Source organism: Nordella sp. HKS 07, from assembly GCF_011046735.1.
GTDB lineage: Bacteria > Pseudomonadota > Alphaproteobacteria > Rhizobiales > Aestuariivirgaceae > Taklimakanibacter.
This window is the reverse complement of the sequence record NZ_CP049258.1, coordinates 3,985,616-4,003,276: the sequence shown is the minus strand read 5'-3', so window position 1 is coordinate 4,003,276 and position 17,661 is coordinate 3,985,616. Positions and strand designations below refer to the sequence as shown.

Annotated in this window: 15 protein-coding genes, 2 tRNA genes and 1 pseudogene; 9 read left to right on the top strand and 9 right to left on the bottom strand. The window is 61.3% G+C overall.

Going from position 1 to position 17,661, the window contains the following annotated elements:
- Window positions 1-75: 75 nt before the first annotated feature.
- Genes G5V57_RS18895 through scpA form a run of 3 tightly spaced genes read left to right on the top strand, consistent with a single transcriptional unit; the run spans window position 76 to window position 4,104 of the window.
- A complete protein-coding gene (locus G5V57_RS18895) occupies window positions 76-549 on the top strand; it encodes a DUF2780 domain-containing protein (RefSeq protein WP_371744549.1) in 474 nt (157 codons plus the stop codon).
- Window positions 542-1,960, top strand: coding sequence for a methylmalonyl-CoA mutase family protein (locus G5V57_RS18890; protein ID WP_165169108.1), 1,419 nt, complete (start codon window positions 542-544; stop codon window positions 1,958-1,960). Before G5V57_RS18895 ends, G5V57_RS18890 begins: the two co-directional genes overlap by 8 nt.
- Window positions 1,957-4,104, top strand: coding sequence for a methylmalonyl-CoA mutase (gene scpA / locus G5V57_RS18885; protein ID WP_165169107.1), 2,148 nt, complete (start codon window positions 1,957-1,959; stop codon window positions 4,102-4,104). Before G5V57_RS18890 ends, scpA begins: the two co-directional genes overlap by 4 nt.
- 15 nt (window positions 4,105-4,119) lie before the next feature.
- Here scpA and G5V57_RS18880 read toward each other — a convergent pair whose 3' ends face one another.
- Window positions 4,120-4,734, bottom strand: coding sequence for a M48 family metallopeptidase (locus G5V57_RS18880; RefSeq protein ID WP_165169106.1), 615 nt, complete (start codon window positions 4,732-4,734; stop codon window positions 4,120-4,122).
- Between the two features lie 106 nt (window positions 4,735-4,840).
- Between G5V57_RS18880 and G5V57_RS18875 the strand changes: the two genes are divergently transcribed.
- Window positions 4,841-6,178 carry a TIGR03808 family TAT-translocated repetitive protein gene (locus G5V57_RS18875; protein WP_165169105.1) on the top strand — a complete coding sequence of 446 codons (1,338 nt, stop codon included), beginning with the start codon at window positions 4,841-4,843 and terminating at the stop codon, window positions 6,176-6,178.
- Between the two features lie 325 nt (window positions 6,179-6,503).
- Entirely contained in the window at window positions 6,504-7,439 is a 936-nt protein-coding gene (locus tag G5V57_RS18870; RefSeq protein ID WP_165169104.1) for a transposase, read from the top strand.
- Between the two features lie 14 nt (window positions 7,440-7,453).
- Here the strand turns inward: G5V57_RS18870 and G5V57_RS18865 are convergent, their stop codons facing one another.
- Window positions 7,454-8,464: an asparaginase gene (locus tag G5V57_RS18865; RefSeq protein WP_165169103.1), complete on the bottom strand. Its 1,011-nt coding sequence runs from the start codon at window positions 8,462-8,464 to the stop codon at window positions 7,454-7,456.
- Window positions 8,451-9,692 (bottom strand): annotated as a pseudogene (locus G5V57_RS18860) (MFS transporter). Before G5V57_RS18860 ends, G5V57_RS18865 begins: the two are co-directional and overlap by 14 nt.
- A gap of 331 nt (window positions 9,693-10,023) precedes the next feature.
- On the opposite strand from G5V57_RS18860, the gene G5V57_RS18850 reads away from it, so the two are divergent.
- Window positions 10,024-11,250 (top strand): hypothetical protein, encoded by a 1,227-nt coding sequence (locus G5V57_RS18850; RefSeq protein WP_165169100.1) that lies wholly within the window; start codon window positions 10,024-10,026, stop codon window positions 11,248-11,250.
- Between the two features lie 44 nt (window positions 11,251-11,294).
- Here the strand turns inward: G5V57_RS18850 and G5V57_RS18845 are convergent.
- Window positions 11,295-11,369 (bottom strand) — tRNA-Gln (locus tag G5V57_RS18845).
- Between the two features lie 278 nt (window positions 11,370-11,647).
- On the opposite strand from G5V57_RS18845, the gene G5V57_RS18840 reads away from it, so the two are divergent.
- A tRNA-Pro gene (locus tag G5V57_RS18840) sits at window positions 11,648-11,724 on the top strand.
- Window positions 11,725-12,009: 285 nt separating this feature from the next.
- Here the strand turns inward: G5V57_RS18840 and G5V57_RS18835 are convergent.
- Window positions 12,010-13,254, bottom strand: a complete 1,245-nt coding sequence (locus G5V57_RS18835) for a hypothetical protein (RefSeq protein WP_165169099.1) — start codon at window positions 13,252-13,254, stop codon at window positions 12,010-12,012.
- 113 nt (window positions 13,255-13,367) lie between these two features.
- On the opposite strand from G5V57_RS18835, the gene G5V57_RS18830 reads away from it, so the two are divergent.
- Window positions 13,368-13,517, top strand: coding sequence for a hypothetical protein (locus G5V57_RS18830; RefSeq protein WP_165169098.1), 150 nt, complete (start codon window positions 13,368-13,370; stop codon window positions 13,515-13,517).
- 299 nt (window positions 13,518-13,816) lie between these two features.
- On the opposite strand, the gene G5V57_RS18825 is transcribed toward G5V57_RS18830, so the two are convergent.
- Window positions 13,817-14,791, bottom strand: a complete 975-nt coding sequence (locus G5V57_RS18825) for a PLP-dependent cysteine synthase family protein (RefSeq protein ID WP_165174182.1) — start codon at window positions 14,789-14,791, stop codon at window positions 13,817-13,819.
- Window positions 14,792-14,822: 31 nt separating this feature from the next.
- Here G5V57_RS18825 and G5V57_RS18820 point away from each other — a divergent pair, with 31 nt between their 5' ends.
- Window positions 14,823-15,278 carry a MarR family winged helix-turn-helix transcriptional regulator gene (locus tag G5V57_RS18820; protein WP_165169097.1) on the top strand — a complete coding sequence of 152 codons (456 nt, stop codon included), beginning with the start codon at window positions 14,823-14,825 and terminating at the stop codon, window positions 15,276-15,278.
- 19 nt (window positions 15,279-15,297) lie between these two features.
- Here G5V57_RS18820 and G5V57_RS18815 read toward each other — a convergent pair whose 3' ends face one another.
- The 3 genes from G5V57_RS18815 to G5V57_RS18805 all read right to left on the bottom strand — a co-directional run bounded on the left by G5V57_RS18815 (window position 15,298) and on the right by G5V57_RS18805 (window position 17,654).
- Complete coding sequence (locus G5V57_RS18815) at window positions 15,298-16,137, bottom strand: imm11 family protein (RefSeq protein WP_165169096.1); 840 nt, start codon at window positions 16,135-16,137, stop codon at window positions 15,298-15,300.
- Window positions 16,138-16,360: 223 nt separating this feature from the next.
- Window positions 16,361-16,669 carry a pyridoxamine 5'-phosphate oxidase family protein gene (locus G5V57_RS18810; protein WP_246737288.1) on the bottom strand — a complete coding sequence of 103 codons (309 nt, stop codon included), beginning with the start codon at window positions 16,667-16,669 and terminating at the stop codon, window positions 16,361-16,363.
- Window positions 16,670-16,703: 34 nt separating this feature from the next.
- Entirely contained in the window at window positions 16,704-17,654 is a 951-nt protein-coding gene (locus G5V57_RS18805) for a class I SAM-dependent methyltransferase (protein ID WP_165169095.1), read from the bottom strand.
- Window positions 17,655-17,661 lie beyond the last annotated feature (7 nt).

Here is a 17,661-nt window from a genome sequence, read left to right as displayed (position 1 = left end):
GATTCGATCAAAAGGCGCAAAGGGCTCGATAACATCTAATCTCGAGCGCGTCCTCCTCGCCAAAGCCGAGGAACTTTGGCAGGAAGCGCCCTAGCAAGCGCCTTGCATGCGCGCCAATCTGCTATAAAAAGCGGGCGAGTTCAAACACCGGAGCCGCTCATGCAGGAGCTGATCGCCCGAATTGTGACCAAGACGGGGCTCGATCCCCAACGCGCCGAGAAGGCGCTGGGGATCATGCTTTCGCTGGTCAAATCGCAAGGCAATCAACAAAAGGTGGGCGAATTGTTCGCCAAGCTGCCAGGCGCTGAGGAGCTTGCCCGCAAATATGGAAGCGATGGCGCGCGCGGCGGCGGACTGCTCGGCATGCTGGGCGGTGGTCTGATGGGCGGGCCATTGGCGGCGATCACCAAATTGCAGGCCGCCGGCCTCAATATGGAGCAGATCAAGCAGCTCGGCAGTGAGACGCTCGGCTACGCTAAGGAAATTGCGGGCGAAGACCTGGTCAAGCAGGTGGCGGGCTCCATTCCGGGTCTCGGCAGTTATGTCTAGCGCCGGGTCATTGTCGCTCGCCTCCGAGTTTCCGGCGGCCAGCGAAGGTGACTGGCGCAGGCGCGTCGATGCAGTCCTGAAAGGCGCCGATTTCGAGAAGCGCCTCTTCTCCAGAACCCTGGATGGCATCGCCATCGCGCCTATTTATTCAGGCGGCGCGGCGGTCGAGGTCCGCCGTCCGGAGCAGACCCCCTGGACGGTGATGCAGCGGGCCGATCATCCGGATGCAGCCAAGGCCAATGCGCAGGCGCTCGACGATCTCAATCATGGCGCGAGCGGGCTTCACCTCGTCTTCGCCGACGCGCCGGGCGCTCGTGGATTCGGACTCGCCGCGCCGGAACGCAAGAGCATCGCACGGCTCATGAACGGCATCAGGATCGATGCGATTGACCTCCGCCTCGAAGCGGGGCCGCATGGCGATGGGGCGGCGATGGCGCTGGCGCAGTGGATCGCCGGCCAGCCAGTCGACCCGGAGCGACTGAAATTGAGCTTCGGCATCGACCCGATCGGCGGCGGCGCCGTTCAGGGCAAGGTCGACGCGGATTATTCCAGCACCCTGCGGCAATCGGTAACGGCGCTACGCCAAATGCATCTAATCGGCCCCTTCGCCGAGGCCTCGGGCGTCGTCTGGCATGATGCGGGCGCCAGCAGCGCACAGGAGCTTGCCTTCATGCTGGCGAGCGGAGTAGCCTATCTGCGCGCGCTGGATCACCTCGAAGATGGATATCTGAAACGCGCCGTGGCCCTCAGCCTGGCCGCCGGCCAGAACATGTTCCTCACGCTGGCGAAATTCCGCGCCGCGCGTCTGCTGTGGTCGCGCGTCCTCTCCGTTTCGGGGCTGGCAACAGACGCGATCATGGTCCAGGCCGAAACCTCCTGGCGGATGATGGCGGCGCGTGATCCGCATACGAATATCCTGCGCACGACAGCGGCCGTGTTCGCCGCCGCGCTGGGCGGTGCCGATCGGATCACCGTGCTGCCCTTCTCGCTGGCGCAAGGTCTTCCGGATGAATTCGCACGCCGCATCGCGCGGAACACGCAGACCATTCTGCAGGAGGAATCGCAGCTCTGGCGCGTCAGCGATCCGGCGGCGGGCTCGGGCTATGTCGCGCACCTGACGGCGAGCCTGTGCGGCAAGGCCTGGGCCCTGTTCCAGGAGATCGAGAAGCAAGGCGGCATCGTCCCCGCCATCGCCAGCGGCCGGGTCGCGGCGCTCATCGCGGCAAAGCGCGCGGAGCAGCTCGCCCGCATCGAAAGCAAAGCGGAAACCATCATCGGCGTCACCGCCTACCCGCCATCGAACGAGGCGGCGCCGTCGATCGAAGACTTGCCCCGCCGGGAAACGGCAAAAGGCCCCTTCGCCGCCATCCGTTTCGCCGAAGCCTTCGAGACGGCTGGAGCTGCCCCATGAGTCGCATCCCGGATTTCAGCAACATCGATTTCGCCGCGTCGTCTTCTGCCACGAAGCCCTCCAGCTGGCAGACGCCGGAAGGGCTTACGATCAAATCGGCCTATGATGCGGCCGATGTCGCGGGCCTCGATTTCCTTCACACCTGGCCCGGCATTGCTCCCTATCTGCGCGGCCCCTATCCCACCATGTATGTGGCGCAGCCCTGGACCATCCGGCAGTATGCCGGCTTCTCCACGGCGGAGGATTCCAATGCGTTCTACCGGCGCAATCTGGCGGCCGGTCAAATGGGATTGTCGATCGCCTTCGATCTCGCGACCCATCGCGGCTACGATTCCGATCATCCCCGCGTGGCGGGCGATGTCGGCATGGCAGGTGTCGCCATCGATTCCATCTATGACATGCGCACTCTTTTCGACGGCATCCCGCTCGACAAGATGAGCGTGTCGATGACGATGAACGGTGCGGTGCTGCCGGTGATGGCGCTCTATATCGTGGCGGGCGAGGAGCAAGGCGTTGCGCCCGAGAAGCTCTCAGGCACGATCCAGAACGACATCCTCAAGGAATTCATGGTGCGGAACACCTATATCTATCCGCCCAAGCAGTCGATGCGCATCGTCTCCGACATCTTCGCCTATACCAGCGAAAAGATGCCGAAGTTCAATTCCATCTCGATTTCCGGCTATCATATGCAGGAAGCGGGTGCCACGGCCGATCTGGAACTCGCCTATACGCTCGCCGACGGGCTCGACTATGTACGCGCCGGCATCGCCGCCGGCCTCGATATCGATCGCTTCGCGCCGCGTCTGTCCTTCTTCTGGGCGATCGGCATGAATTTCTTCATGGAAGTGGCGAAGATGCGCGCCGCCCGCATGCTGTGGGCCAAGCTCATCAAGCGATTCGACCCAAAGGACGAGCGCTCGCTGTCGCTGCGCACACATTGTCAGACATCGGGCTGGAGTCTTGCCGCCCAGGACGTCTTCAATAATGTCGTGCGCACCGGTATCGAAGCAATGGCTGCGACCCAGGGCGGAACGCAGTCGCTGCACACCAACTCGCTCGACGAGGCGCTGGCGCTGCCCACCGATTTTTCGGCCCGCATCGCGCGCAACACGCAGCTCTTCCTTCAACAGGAAGCGGGAACTTGCCGCGTCATCGATCCGTGGGGCGGCAGCTTCTTCGTCGAACGTCTTACCGGCGATCTCGCCGCCAAGGCTTGGCGCCATATCGAGGAAGTCGAGGCCATGGGGGGCATGGCGAAGGCCATCGAAGCCGGCATCCCGAAATTGCGCATCGAAGAGGCGGCGACCCGCACCCAGGCGCGCATCGACACGGGTGAGCAGACGGTCGTCGGCGTCAACAAATATATTCACGGCACCGACGCCGAGATCGACATCCTCAAGGTCGACAATTCGGCGGTCAGGGCCCGGCAGATCGAGAAGCTCACCCGCCTCAGGGCCGAGCGCGACGAGCGCGCCTGCCAGGCCACCCTCGATAAGTTGAGTCTCGTCGCCAGGAGCGGTGAAGGCAATCTTCTCGCCTCCGCGGTCGATGCGGCGCGCGCCAAGGCGACGGTCGGCGAGATCTCGTTCGCGCTCGAAAAGGCGTGGAGCCGGCACGCCGCCGAAAGCCGTGCCGTGAAGGGTATTTATGGAGCGGCCGCCAAGAACAATCAGAAACTGGAATCCGCCCGCCGTTCGGTCGAGGCGTTCCGCGAGGCTGATGGACGGCCGCCACGAATCCTCGTTGCCAAGATCGGCCAGGACGGCCACGACCGCGGCCAGAAGGTGATCGCGTCCGCCTTCGGCGACATGGGCTTCGACGTCAAGGTTGGCGCGCTGTTCTCGACACCGGAAGAAATCGCCGACCTCGCGGTCAAGAGCGATGTGCATGTCGTCGGCGTCTCGTCTCTCACCGCCGGGCATCTCACCCATGTGCCCCTGCTCAAGGCGGCACTCGAGGCTCTCGGGCGTCCCGACATCATGATTGTCGTCGGCGGCGTTATCCCGCCAGAGGATGTAGCGGCTCTGCTGGAAGCCGGCGCCGCGGCCGTATTCCCGCCCGGCACAGTTATCCCGGAGGCGGCGCAGAAGCTGCTCAATCGGCTCAATGAACGGCTCGGCTACGCGCAGAGAGCGGCGGAATAGCGCCGCGACGCGGATTTACCTCGTGCCTTGCTCTATGTGCTCGGAGAGTTCCTGGTACTCCTCGCAAGTCGTGCCGCAGCGATTGGCGATCTCTTTCAATTCGACCATCGCCAGATCGATGCGGCCGGCGGCCACGTAGCCTTCGCCGAGATATTCGCGGGCAAGCACGAAATTGGGATTGATAGCCAACGCCTTTCGGTAATGCTTGATCGCCTCGTCCAGCCGACCTGATTTGCGCAGGCTGTATCCGGTGTAGTTCAGGACATGCGGATCATCCTGGTTCCTGATCGCGCCCAATGCGCTCAGAGCCCACTCATACTCCCCTGCCTGCGCCAACTCAGCGCCTTGCTGATAGAGTTCCTCATCGGGAAGAATCCCGTAAGATAGTTTGACGCATTTATTGTTCCGCTTGTCGCGGACCTCGCCCTTCTTACATTTTTTGAGAATCTGCTCGGCCTTGCCGCCGCCTTTGCTGCTTCCGCCACTACTGCTGCTGCCGCCGCTGCTCGCGCCGCCGCTATTGCTGCCGCCACCGCCGCCGCTACTGCTGCCGCCTCCGCCCATTGCGAAGAGCGGTCCTGCGACCACCGTCAAAGCCAATATCGCTGTCAGAACCATGCGCGTTCTCATGGGAAACCTCCCGCATAGCGCCATGGACCGAATACGCTTTCGAAACGACCCGCATTCCCGGAAGATGGTATGGAGCTTGCGTAATCAGGCAGGGATTTGTGCCAAAATGGATTTCTCACGTCGTTTCTTCATATCTGCAGCACCGGCGCTAACCGCGGGGACGATCGCGGCCGGTTCCGCATCGGCAGCCGCCGCCACGGGCCTTATTTCGGCGACAGATCTGGGTCTCAAGCCCAATGTCAAAGGCGATCAATCAGCTGCGCTGCAGAAGGCCATCACCAAAGCGGGCGAGCGTGGGATGGCATTGCTGCTTTCAGGCGGGCGGTATGAGGTCTCCGCCATTCGTATCGATCGTCCTGTCGTCCTCCAGGGCATTCGCGGCCAGACACAGCTCGTGACACCGAATAGCGCCGGCATTTTTCTTCTCGAGACGGGTATGGCGACGCTCGACGGATTGAGCTTCGCGGGAGCGGACAAGTCCCTCGGTGAGGACGGCGCTCTTGTCACAGTTCACAACTGCGCAAGCTTGATGATATCCAATTGCGATTTCCGCGATTTTGCCGGTAGCGCGATCAGACTCGGCCAGTGCGCCGGACGTGTCACAGGCAACCGGATCGCGGAGATCGGCAAGACAGGCGTCTTCGCGCTCGATTCTGTCGGGCTCGAGATCGGCGCCAATCATGTCCTCGACATCGGCAATAATGGCATTCAGGTATGGACCAGCGAGCAGCGGCCGGACGGCACGATCGTTGCCGGCAACCGGATTGAGCGGGTTCGCGTCGACGATGGCGGCACCGGCCAGAATGGAAATGGCATCGTCGTGTTCCGCGCCGGCAATGTTCTGGTGAGCCATAACCGCGTGAGCGACTGCGCCTATAGCGCCATCCGGAACAATTCCGGACGCAACTCCCAGATCGTCAACAACGCCTGCTCGCGTCTCAGCGAAACGGCGATCTATGTGGAATTTGCCTTCGACGGCGCCGTAGTCTCGGGCAATATCGTCGAGACCGCGGCGGCCGGGATCTCGATCACCAATTTCAACGAAGGCGGCAGGCTGGCGGTCTGCGCCAACAATATTGTGCGCGAAATCACCGGCGGCGGATCGAACCCCCAGAAAAGGGGCACGGCCATCGGCGCCGAGGCCGACACGATCGTTACCGGCAACATCATAGAAAACGCCGCCGATATCGGCATTTCCGCGGGCTGGGGCGCCTATGCCCGCAATATCATGGTGAGCGGGAATCTCCTGCGCCAATGCCCCATCGCAATCGCGCCTTCGGTTAGCGCTGGCGCCGGCCCCATCAGCATCACGGGGAACATGATCGCGCAATCAGCCAAAGCCATTATCGGCATGAACTATCTCGACGAAGCGACGGGTGAGCTCGCCGACACCAAGGCAACGGTGCCGGCACACCTGACGGTCAGCGGCAACAGTGTAAGCTAGAGCATGATCCGGAAAGCTTGTGGTCGGGCTGGACCCGACCATGCGAAGCGATTTTCCGGAAAGATCATGCGCAAATAAGAAGATAAAGCGTGATGGCGACTCGTCCAAAGCCATCACGCTTGTCTTATGACTTTCTGTGCCCGATGGGCGACAAAGGAACCGCTGGGAGGGAGGTAACGCTCCCTCCTCAGCGGCGAGGGTCGGATCGTCATCACGCAGACCGTTCGACGGGTCGAGTTAAAGTTTGATCGGCCCTCGTCTTTTCCATTGGCCTGAACGGATACGCGCAGTGAAGCTGCGCATGACAAGCAGAGGCACGGAAAAGATGACAGACCATACCATCGGCATCGACATCTCGAAAGACCATCTCGACGCTCACCGGTTGATCGACGGCAAAAGCCGCCGTTTCGTCAACGACAGGAGCGGTCACAAAGCCCTCATCGCCTGGATCGGCTGTGATGCCGTGCGCATCGTCTATGAGCCGACCGGCCCCTATCACCGCAAGTTGGAACAGGCTCTGGCGGCGGCTGATCTGCCGCTCGTGAAGGTCAATCCGCGCCAGGCGCGCCGCTTCTTCGAGGGCGCCGGCCAGCTCGCCAAAACTGACCGGCTGGACGCCGCTATGTTGGCCACAATGGGATCGCTGCTGGCGATCGCACCGCGCCTGGCGCGCAGCCCGCTGCTCCACGAACTTAAGGATCTCCACATGGCCCGAACGGCCTTGGTGAAGGACAGGACCGCCGCGAAGAATAGAGCCAAGAGCCTTTCCATGCCTTTGCTCAAGCGCCACAATGGCGAGCGCCTCACGCAGATCGAGCGGCAGATGGAGGCCATCGAAGCTGAAATCATGCACCGCATCAAGGCCGACCCTGATCTGGCGCGCAGCTTCGCCATTCTCACCTCAATCCCGGGGGTCTCGGATATCACCGCCTTCCTCCTGATTATTGACATGCCCGAACTCGGTCGGCTCGAAGCCACAGAAGCTGCCGCCCTTGCAGGCCTCGCCCCCATCACACGCCAATCCGGCACGTGGCGCGGCCGCGCCTCCATTCGCGGCGGACGCGCCAATCTCCGTCAGGCCCTCTACATGCCGGCCCTCGTCGCAAGCCGCTTCAATCCCGATCTCAGCGCCAAATACCAACAACTACTAACCGCCGGGAAACCACCAAAAGTCGCCCTAACCGCGCTCATGCGGAAACTCATCGTCCTCGCCAACGCTCTGCTCAAAGCCAACCGAAAATGGACCTCTAAGCCTGCTTGACCAAAACGGATACTCTAGCTGGCGCCACCGATCGCGGCATGAACGTCGCCCACATGGACCTTGCGCCAATTGCTGAGGTCCGTCGCAGCGAAGCTCGCGAGCGCCCGGCGTTCCGCCTCGTTCCAAACCGGCAGTGATGCCATGAGCGCCGCCATTGCTGTTTCCGAAGCGCGATGGGCACCGTCATCGCACTTCAGCGCCAGTCCCAGGCCGGCATGCGGGACGGCGCCGCAGAAGACGCCCTCCGCCCCTGTCTTCACGAAAGCACGCGGCACTTCTTCCATGAGCCTCGTGCAGAAGCGGTTCGAGCCCGCCACCATGAAAGGATGAGCACGAACCGCCGCGACGATGCGCCGGCAAGCGGCGTCGCGCGCCTCTCCCAAGCCGGTCGCCGACCCGAAGCGCGCAAAGCCGAGCGCCAGATTACGCAAAGGTACGGCCCAGGTGGGCACCGAACAGCCGTCGATGCCATGCGGCTGGGCGTCGACAGTGATATCGCAGAACTCGCTCATCACCTTCGCGACTGCACGTTGAACCGGGTGATCGATCCGAGTGTAGCCTTCTGTCGGCGCATTCAGGTGGCGGGCGAGCGCCAGCATGCCGGCATGCTTACCGGAGCAGTTGTTATGGATAGCTCGGGGCTCCTCGTCGCGGCGCAGCATGTCGTGCTGGGTGCTCAGTTCATAAGGCCAATGCGCGCCACATTCATATTGCGCCTCGGTCATGCCTGCCTTGGCCAGCATGCCGCCAGCCACCCTGACGTGAGAGGCCTCGCCATTGTGCGACGAGCAGGCCAGCGCGATATCCTCTTCGGTAAAGCCGAAACGGTCGGCAGCACCGCTCTCGATCACGGGCAGGCATTGAAAGGCCTTTATCGCCGAACGCGGGAAGATTGCGCGATCGATATCGCCGGCCGATGCGACGAGTCGACCGTCCTTGTCCACCACCACAAAGGCGCCGGTATGCCGGCTTTCAACGATGCCGCCGCGGGTCACTTCAGCGATGACGGGGTTAGGGCTGGCCATAGGCAATCTCCGTGGATGGCAAGGGTCTCAAATACCAGGCAAGCGCCAGTATCTGCAAAACCAGGAAGAAACCGAAGGCCCAGCTGTAGGCTTCCGGCGCATAGCCGGTCGCCACCGGCGCAAACAGGCCAATGATCACGCCGATGATGCCCTGGGCAAGGAAAGCCGCCACGAACATGGCGACATTGAGCGAGGCGTTGGACCGGCCGGCCAGTTCGTGGCCGACACGCGCGGCGAACCAAGGAAAGGCGACAACGCCCGCCTGTCCTGTTGCCGCCAAAGTCAGCCACGCGAGGAAGCTGATATCGGTCAGGCGCAGGACAATGACGGCCTGGGCGACGAGATAGAGGAGAAGATAGACGAGCATGACGGCAAGGGGGCTGACACCACGCCGCCCCAGCCGGTCGACGGCAAGTCCGCTCGACAGGATGCCGGCCATGAACGCCACCGCCAGCCACAGAAGATGTCGCGCCACCTCGTCGCGCCCAAGCCCGAGGACATCGCGAAACCACGGTCCCGCCCACAATGTCTGTATGCCGATCTGCACGCCGGCGGTGAGCCCCAGAAGCGGCGCCATGCGCCAGTAGAGCGGCAACTTCAGCAGGCGCAGCAATTGCCCGATCTGATCGGCGAAACTTGCCGACACGCGCGCGCCGTCGCGGCGCGGCACGGCCGCGAAAATGAGGCAGGCGACGGCGAGAACAAGGCCCGCAAATAGGAGGAACGCGCCGCGCCAGCCGACCATCCGTAACAGATATTCGGTGGGCTCGGTCGCCGCGAGAATCCCCACCGCACCCGTCGACATGATGCAGGCATTGGCAAGCGCCTGCCGCTCCGGCGGAACTCACAGCGAGGTCGCCTTGAAGCCTGACATGAGACCGCCTGCAAAGCCAAGACCGATGACGGCGCGGGCGAGAAAGAGCGTGATGAAACCCGGCGCCAGCGCGAAGAGCACGCATCCCCCGGCGGCGAGCGTCAGCAGAGCGGCCTGAACGCGTCGTGGACCATAGCGATCAAAGAGAATGCCGAGCGGAAGCTGAAACAATGCAAATGAGAGGAGATAAGCGGAGGTCAGGAGGCCGAGTTGGGCCGGCGTCAGCGTGAAGTCGGCGACGAGATCCGGCGCCACGACCGCATTCACCGCGCGCAGGAGATAGGAGAGCAGATAGCCCAAGGCGAAGGGGGCGAGCGCCGTGGCGATGATGCGATGGGAGATCCCAGGCGTCATGGAAGGGGCCGAGGTAACCTAGAAACGCTTTGCGAGGTCATCACCACCCTCCAGTTGAGCGCAAACCACCAGCGGACCTCATAGCAGCATTCCGCCGGATATGGATAGCCTTGGATGCCGACTCCAGGCCCAGCAGAAAGTCATTGAAAGCCGGGTTCAATATCCGCAAAAGTCACGGCGGCGACCATGATCGGTTTTGGAAATGCGACGCATTCACTATCGTAGAGTGTTGAACCGCCACAAGCATGGGAGGCTTCTGATGCTCCGCAGCCTGCTGATCGCGATAGGTGCGGCTTTGATCCTGGTGACCATACTTTCGTGGGAGAGGATCATGTCGGCCGGCGTCAGCCAGATGTCGACCGGTTGGGACAGGTTGTTGGCCTATTATGATCAGACACCAGTCGTGGTTCCCGGTGTCGTCACCGACGAGTCGCAGATCGCGCCGCTGATCCCCAAGCTCGTCGATGCAAGTATCGGGCTGCTCAACTCTCCCTACCCGGAAACGCGGACGGATCATTCACGGCTGACCGAGCGCGTTGCGGAGTGCGAGACACCGCGGGCCAATCTCAATGAGACCGTTTTCTTTCTGCGCGCCAACCTGTTCGAGCCCCTGGCTCCCATCGCCATCCATCACCCGCGCGACGCCAAGCTGCCCGCCGAGCTGGCGACGTTCTTTCAGGACTATGGCGGGGCGGCACACAGTCTTACCACCAATGCGCGGGGCGAGCGCACCACACTGCCGATCTTGGACAGCCCCAGAAAGGTGCTCGTGACCGGCGATTCGGCCGCCTTCGGCACCTTGGTGGATGATGCGCGCACCCTCCCCTCCAGGCTGCAGGCCAGAGACCTCGCGCGCCAATATGTCAATCTGGGGATACCAGACGCATCAGCCCAGCAAATTCTCTGCAATCTGACGGAGGCAACGTCGCGATACCGGGGGCAGGTCGACGAGATCGTCTATTTCTTTTCCGAAGACGATTTCGCGCCCACCGAGAGATTCGGCTCGGCGAACGAAGCCGTGGCTGCGATCCGCGAGTTGGTCCAGAAGGAGTCGATCACCAAAGTCACGCTGGTCTATCTGCCGACGCTCTACAATATCGTGCCTGAGCTCACCCGTTACAGGGGGTATGCCGGCGAGCGGGCGCCCAATCCGCAGGGGGACAGAGAACTGCTGAAGAAGCTTGTCCTGGAGGCCGGCTTTAAATGGCTCGACATGGGCGAGATCGCAATGGAGCGCGCCAGGGCGCAGAGCAGTTCCTTCGCGGTGTTTGTCAATTTCGCGGATCCCAAGAATCTGTCGGCGCAGGGAATCGATAATCTCGTGGAGAACTTCACGCCGCCTGTTCAGCCGCTCGTCCCGACATCTCTCCCCACCGCCACAAACGTGGAGGATCAATCTATCGCGGAGGCAGGGCTGGAGGCCCAGTTCCGGAAACAGTCGGCTGCCCTGGACGATATCCGCGCTGCCACGGCTCGGGCTGCCAAGAATAATCGTCTGAAACGTGAAATCGGTGACATCCTGAGAACGCTTAAGGAAGAGCTCGCCGCTGGACCGTGATTTCCTTCTTGGGACCTATGTCTCCGGAATAGACCATCGAGGATTGGCTGGGGCGCCAGGATTCGAACCTGGGAATGGCGGAATCAAAATCCGCTGCCTTACCACTTGGCTACGCCCCATCGGCTGGCGGGGGACCATATACTGACTTGCCCGCCCCGCCGCAATGACGGCATTTCAGTTTTCCAAATTTGATTGTGAAAACCCACCCTTGGCCAGGACCGCGCGACCTCCGGATCGACCGCTGAAGGTGCCGCCTATGGGCGTAAACGTTGCAGGGCTTGAGACTGCCATTTTCCGGAAGCGAATTGGTGCATGTTCGGAAAATGTGGATGCCGGTTACATTCGAGGGCTTGACCGGGAGGCCTCAAAGCGGCAAAAGCCCTGGAAATTCAAATGTCGGAGTGTAGCGCAGTCTGGTAGCGCACCTGCTTCGGGAGCAGGGGGTCGGAGGTTCGAATCCTCTCACTCCGACCAATTTTCAAATCCCATTGATTTCATTAGGCTTTGTTCTGACTTGGCGGGAACAGAGGGGGAAATTCCCTTTATTTGCCCGCGCGTGCTGACGGGCCAGTGCCAGCCGCACCCGGCGGAGACGCAAGGAAGGGTCCAGGCCGCGCTGATGCCCAAAACACGCAAAGCCCGCCCCCTGGTTTCCCAAGGAGAGGGCCTAGGTCCGGCTAAACCTGATCGATCCAAAGCCCATCCGACCCCGCAAGCCGGGCTGAGCGGATCATTTCTCCCTGGATTGCTGCTCAGTTGTCATGCGTACACCCGCAGGAACATCCGCCAGTTCGCACCCGGATTAAAATTGCTGCTCGGAGATGTCTTCCACTTGACGACCACGAGGCCGACAAGAATCCATGCTTCCGTTGTCGAGGCTCCGCAGCAATGGCCGTATCCATTGCCGTTACCGTCGTTAGTATCAACGCCGCCGCTCCCCAGGGTGTAGATGCGATCGCCAACCGAGTAGCCTCCCTCGGCCGACAAGCATTGCATCACCGGCATGATCTGTGACGGATAGCGGCCGAGGCCATGGGTGACGGTACGGATAAGGGTGCTGCCCGCCAGGCCGGCGTCGAACTCCTTGAAGAACCCGATCGAGTCCCAACCAGTCGCATATGCGCGCTCCAATTGGATCTTCTTCGCCCCTGCGTCATCCTCAATCACCGAATAGGCGAAGACTGTCTGCGCGTTGGCGGTCTTGTCGAGATCAAGAACTGTTTGGCCGCCTGAGAAATCGAAGACGGCATTGGGCGTCAGGCCCCATCCCCCGGTCCCATCCTGTTGGATCACCAACTGGCCCCTCTGACCGGTATTGATATTGGTCGGCAGGCCTAGATTGCGCGAGGCGCTGAGGACGATCCGGACATCATTCGGTGCCGAATTCATATCCCAGGCGATCGTCGCGGCGTCGGCCAGCGTCGTCATCGAAGTTATGACGGGCTTTGAGAAAGTCACCTTGTCGACAAAAGTCGTTACCCAAGGATTGAGCAAGATGACGTCTGTCCCGCTGTAGACGCAGTCGCAGATGTGGCCGGCGCCGGAGATTTCTCCGGGTGCCAAAGTGGCGCCCGTCTGCTTCTTGATTATCTTTGCGCCGAGGCCGTCGATATTGATGGTTGGCGCCCCTACCGTGTTCGCCGCCGCTGCCGTGAAGCGGAATCGGATCTTGGCCGTCCAGGCCGTGAACGCCGGCGCGAATGTCGCCGTGATGGCATCGGCCGTACCGCCGACAGAGGCCGCATGTGCCACGATGGTGGACTGCACCTGCCCCAGATTTGCGCTGTCGCTGGCGGCGGAGCCGGCGCCCAGGCCGGTCAGCTTGTTCCCGCCCATCGGCTGGTTGGCCTGGAAAGGCGCCGTGCCCTGGACATTGACGCTATCGGTCAATGCCTGGGCCATATCGGCCACGACGGCGTTGTAATCGGCGCTTTCGATGGTCGTATTGGGCACAGCGGCGGTGCCAGCCGGCGAGCCGTAGACGCCTGAACCGTTTCTCGGCATGCGTAACTCCTGTTGTATCATTGCCAATGTGAATGCCCCGGCGACGGGTCGGGAGGACGGAAGGAGTGGATCGTGGGTGGCGCGACGGGCAACCAGGAAGTCAGCAAGCCGCGGTGGAAACGCTAAAGGGCGGCTATGACCACCACATGATTTTCAGCGGCGTCTATGCCAATTATGTCGGCGTCTTTGGCTATTGGCCTGCGATCAAGAACAACGACGGCTACGGCACAGTCTCGCGCCCATGGCCACAATGCCTATGTTAGCTGTCGATCCATAACCGGGCGCCTCAATATCTTCTGAATATCCGTGCCTCGGCGCACAGCAATTTCGCATCGGTCCATATGTCATTTCATTCCGCCCCAAGGCCAGAGTCGAAATGTAACACAATTGCAACAACTCGCCACAAAGCGCCATCGCAGCCGCGCGCTTCTCTGACTCTCGCGCGAATCTGTGATATTCGGCGCCGCAGTTCCAGACAAGGACATACGCATTACACCTTTCAGGCACGCAAGACCTTCGGCCTATGCGCCCTCACCGAAGGTCCTGCAAGCGACGGGCCGGCTTATGCCGGCCCGTTTACATTTGAGTTTGAGCTTTCGCCATAAAGCGCAGTGCTCAGATATTTGATGCCTGAATCGCACATGACGGTCGCCACTGTCGCATTGCGTCCCAAACGCATACCGATATCGATGGCCGCCAAAAGATTGGCGCCGGTCGACGTGCCGGCGAATAGCGCTTCCCTGTGCGCAAGGCGGCGCGACATGGCCATGGCATCCTCAGTCGTGACCTGAAAGATCTCGTCCACCAGATCCGGACGCCACAGGGGGACGACGAAGCCTGCGCCAACTCCCTCTATTCTATGAACACCGCTCCTGCCTCCCGAGAGAACGGCGGACTCCTTCGGTTCGACCGCTACGATCCGGACGCTCTTCTGGCGGCGACGAAATCCCTCGGCGATCCCGCGCAACGAAGCCGCCGTCCCGGTCGCCTGTACGAATGCGTCAATGCGGGCTCCGGTCTGTTCGAGAATTTCATCGGCCATGAGGTGGTAGGCCTTCAGTTGGTCTTCATTGTTGAGCTGATCCGTCCAGAAGCCTCCGGTCCGCTCAGTAATCTGGCGGGCGGCCGCAATCATGTTCCGGGTCAACGCCGCGTCCATGCCGCCACCATGGCTCGGAACGAGAGTCAATTCGGCACCAAGGGCGGCCATGTGGCGGCGCTTCTCGATACTGAAGGCATCGGAAGTCACGATGCTGAGTTCATAGCCTTTAGCGGCACAAACAAGGGCAAGGGAGACTCCCGTGCTGCCGCCGGTATATTCGACGACGCGTCCCTGCGGCCCCAGACGCCCAGAACGTTCCCCTGCTTCGATCATCGCCAAGGCCATGCGATCCTTCATGCTGGACGTCGGATTCTGGCCTTCGAGCTTAATCAGCAAACGCGCGCATCCGGGCGGCGCAATGCGCCGCAGTTCCAGCATGGGCGTGTCGCCTATGCGGTCGAGGATAGAGCTCGCGATCAAATTTTCATTTTCCATGTATATACATTTAATGTATATACATATAACTATGAGGAAGCACAGACAAGCCCCCAAGAAGACACTAATCAGCGATGCCCGCTGGGTCGCCAGACACTGTGCCGGGCTGAATATCAGGCTGGCGGCGCGCCAGATCACACGCTTCCTCGACAGGAAACTGGCCGAGACGGGCCTGAGCCTGGCGCAGTTCGGCCTTCTCACTCATATCGCCAGTGCGGCGGACGATACGATCGGCGCACTTGCCGAGCGTTCGGGCCTCGATCAATCCACCTTGTCGCGCAATCTGCGCATACTCGAGAAAGCCGGACTGATCGAGATTGCCGCCGTCGAGGCGGATCTCAGGCGCCGCGCCGTGTGGCTTACGGAGCGAGGTGCCCTCAGGCTGGAAGAAGCGATGCCGGCCTGGCGGGAGGCCGACCAGACGCTGTCGGAGATCATCACACCACAACGGATCGAAGAGCTCGCCGACAAGGCCAGCGCGCTTTGACCGCCAAGAAACGGGCCGCTCAAACTTGCTTGCGCACCGCTCCTACCTCAGCCAGATAGAGTCCGCGCGGCAGGAACTCGCCCAGCTTCATCATGAGCTCGGCCGATATGAAACAGCCGGACTTGGCCCGTCTGTCATGGAAGAAGTGACGCGTTCCGACCCGCTCCATGTCAAGGAACACCTTGTCGTCTCCAGAGGACCGCACCCAATAGGTCGAGCCGTCCTGGCGCATGCCCTTGCGAAAGCCGCCAAGCTCGGGAACCGTGCAATCGGTATGCTCCAGGAACTGCATGAAGTGGTAGCGATGGCAGACCGCGCCATCAGCCGAAACGACATCCAGGGGGTAAAATGCGTGGCGCCCCTTCTCGAGGCCGGCAATCACTTTCATCGCACGGTCGGAGACGACCGTGACATGGAGGATTTGCGAATAGTCTGGCAATGGTCCTGGCAGGTCGACCTTGAGCGTCACACTCTTGATCACGTGATCAGGATCAACGGCGCGATATGGCCAGAGATGAAAGACGTCATGCGGCTGGAAACCGGTGGCATTGCGCAGCTGGTAGGCTTCCACGCGCAATGCCTTCAGGCGCTTCTCTTCCTCAACATCCCATGTCACGTGGTCGTGAAGTGGGCGCAAACGGGCCTGATAGCTTTCGAGTATCTCAAAAAAGCGTCGATCTCTGCAGGCGACGAAGCCCGGTGCGATGATGGCTGTGCCGGGCGATGGCGGAGCCGCCACACCGGCGTTCACTACGGATGCCGGAACGGGTGACGGCATTTTTGTGCCGAAGAGTGTTTTCAGAAACCCCATCGTCAACCCCCGCGACAAGTGGTCAAAGGACGCCAAGGCGGCGCGCATCAGTTCCTGACGGCATTATCCTCCGCAATTTTTGACCAGGAGTTAACAGGCGATCCCCAGCACGATTTTCCAGAAATGCGGTGAGGCCCCTCAGCTGGCGAGATCAGGACCCGTCCTGAAATAGGACATATCCCTCGCGACCGTGCTCTCGGGTACGATCCGTATCATCAGATCGAGTGGTTCCACGACATTGATCTTGAACCAGGGATTCCATTTGTCAGGGTCAGGCCCCAGATAGCGCGCCAGCAGCCGACAGTCTGGCATGATCCATGGGGAGAACTTCGGCACGGCCTCTGATTCCAACATGACGAAGGATGCCGCGCGCCACATCGAAGTCGACGACACTGACCGCGCAACGCGGCTCGGCTCGAAGCCGCTTCGGGAAGCTGTCCTCCTCGTTTCCGATTAGCCACAGAGTACCGTTCTCCCATAGAAACCAGACTGGAGAAGAACGCGGCCCCTCCGGGCTGCCGGTGGCAAGATAGGCCAGCAGCGGTTTCGCAAGCATATCGACCGGATCGAATTCGATCATGGTACCCCGATGACAAGGGGGCTGATATTACCTCTCAAGTCGGAGCGGCAGCCACCTGAATTTCCGCGGGCGAACGAGCGCCCAGCGATAACGCCGAACCGACCGGGGCAGCGCCTTTAGGCTTGGACAAGACGGCCATCAGGTAGCTCTTAACGCCGGTCTGGAACTGCTCGCGCTCCTCATCGCGCCCGTCCGACAGTCCGGCAAAACCGCGCACAATGCCGCGCAGCGGCAAGGCAACATGGCGATCGATCAAATTGCGCTTGCGCTCGAAACCAAACTCCAGACCGCGCACGATACCGGGAGTGATGTCCTCGATGACCTCGATGTCGTAGGCCATCTCGATCAACGACCGGCGGAGCTTCGCGACCTTGTCGCTGCGGCGATAGTCGGCAAACAGAAACGATCCCCCCGGCTTGAGCACGCGATCCACTTCGCGCAGGAAGGCCGAGAAATTCGGGTAGTTGAGCGAGGATTCGACGTTGATCACGATATCGAAGCTTTGATCGGCGAAGGGCATGGCCTGGGCGTCACCGATTTCGAAGCGCAAGGACGATCCGCCAAAACGCCGCCGGCAGGCTGCGATCGACGCCGCCGAAATATCGAGACCAGTCATCGTACGCGGCCGGTAGCTGCGTTCCACATACATCATGCCGCCGCCAAGACCGCAGCTGATCTCGAGACCATCCTTGTCGTGCCAGTTTCTCAGCCTGGCAAGGAGATCATAGAGCTGAATGGCATAACGATGAGGTTCGAGATCGGGCGGCATGTCGACGATGCGCGACCCCGGCTCAGGCCCGGAATAGCCATGATTGAGAAAGAGCAGGTCGTCACCTGTATTCATCCTCGCCACAGTGTCGTACCAGTAGACCATTGCGCGTTGCTTGAGCGCACGCGGCAAATACCGCTTCCATAAACCGAACATGGATCCTGCTTTTTCCCGAAAGCCCCGTCCAACGTCCAGCCTGCTTGCTTGAGCGCGCATGCCCCGT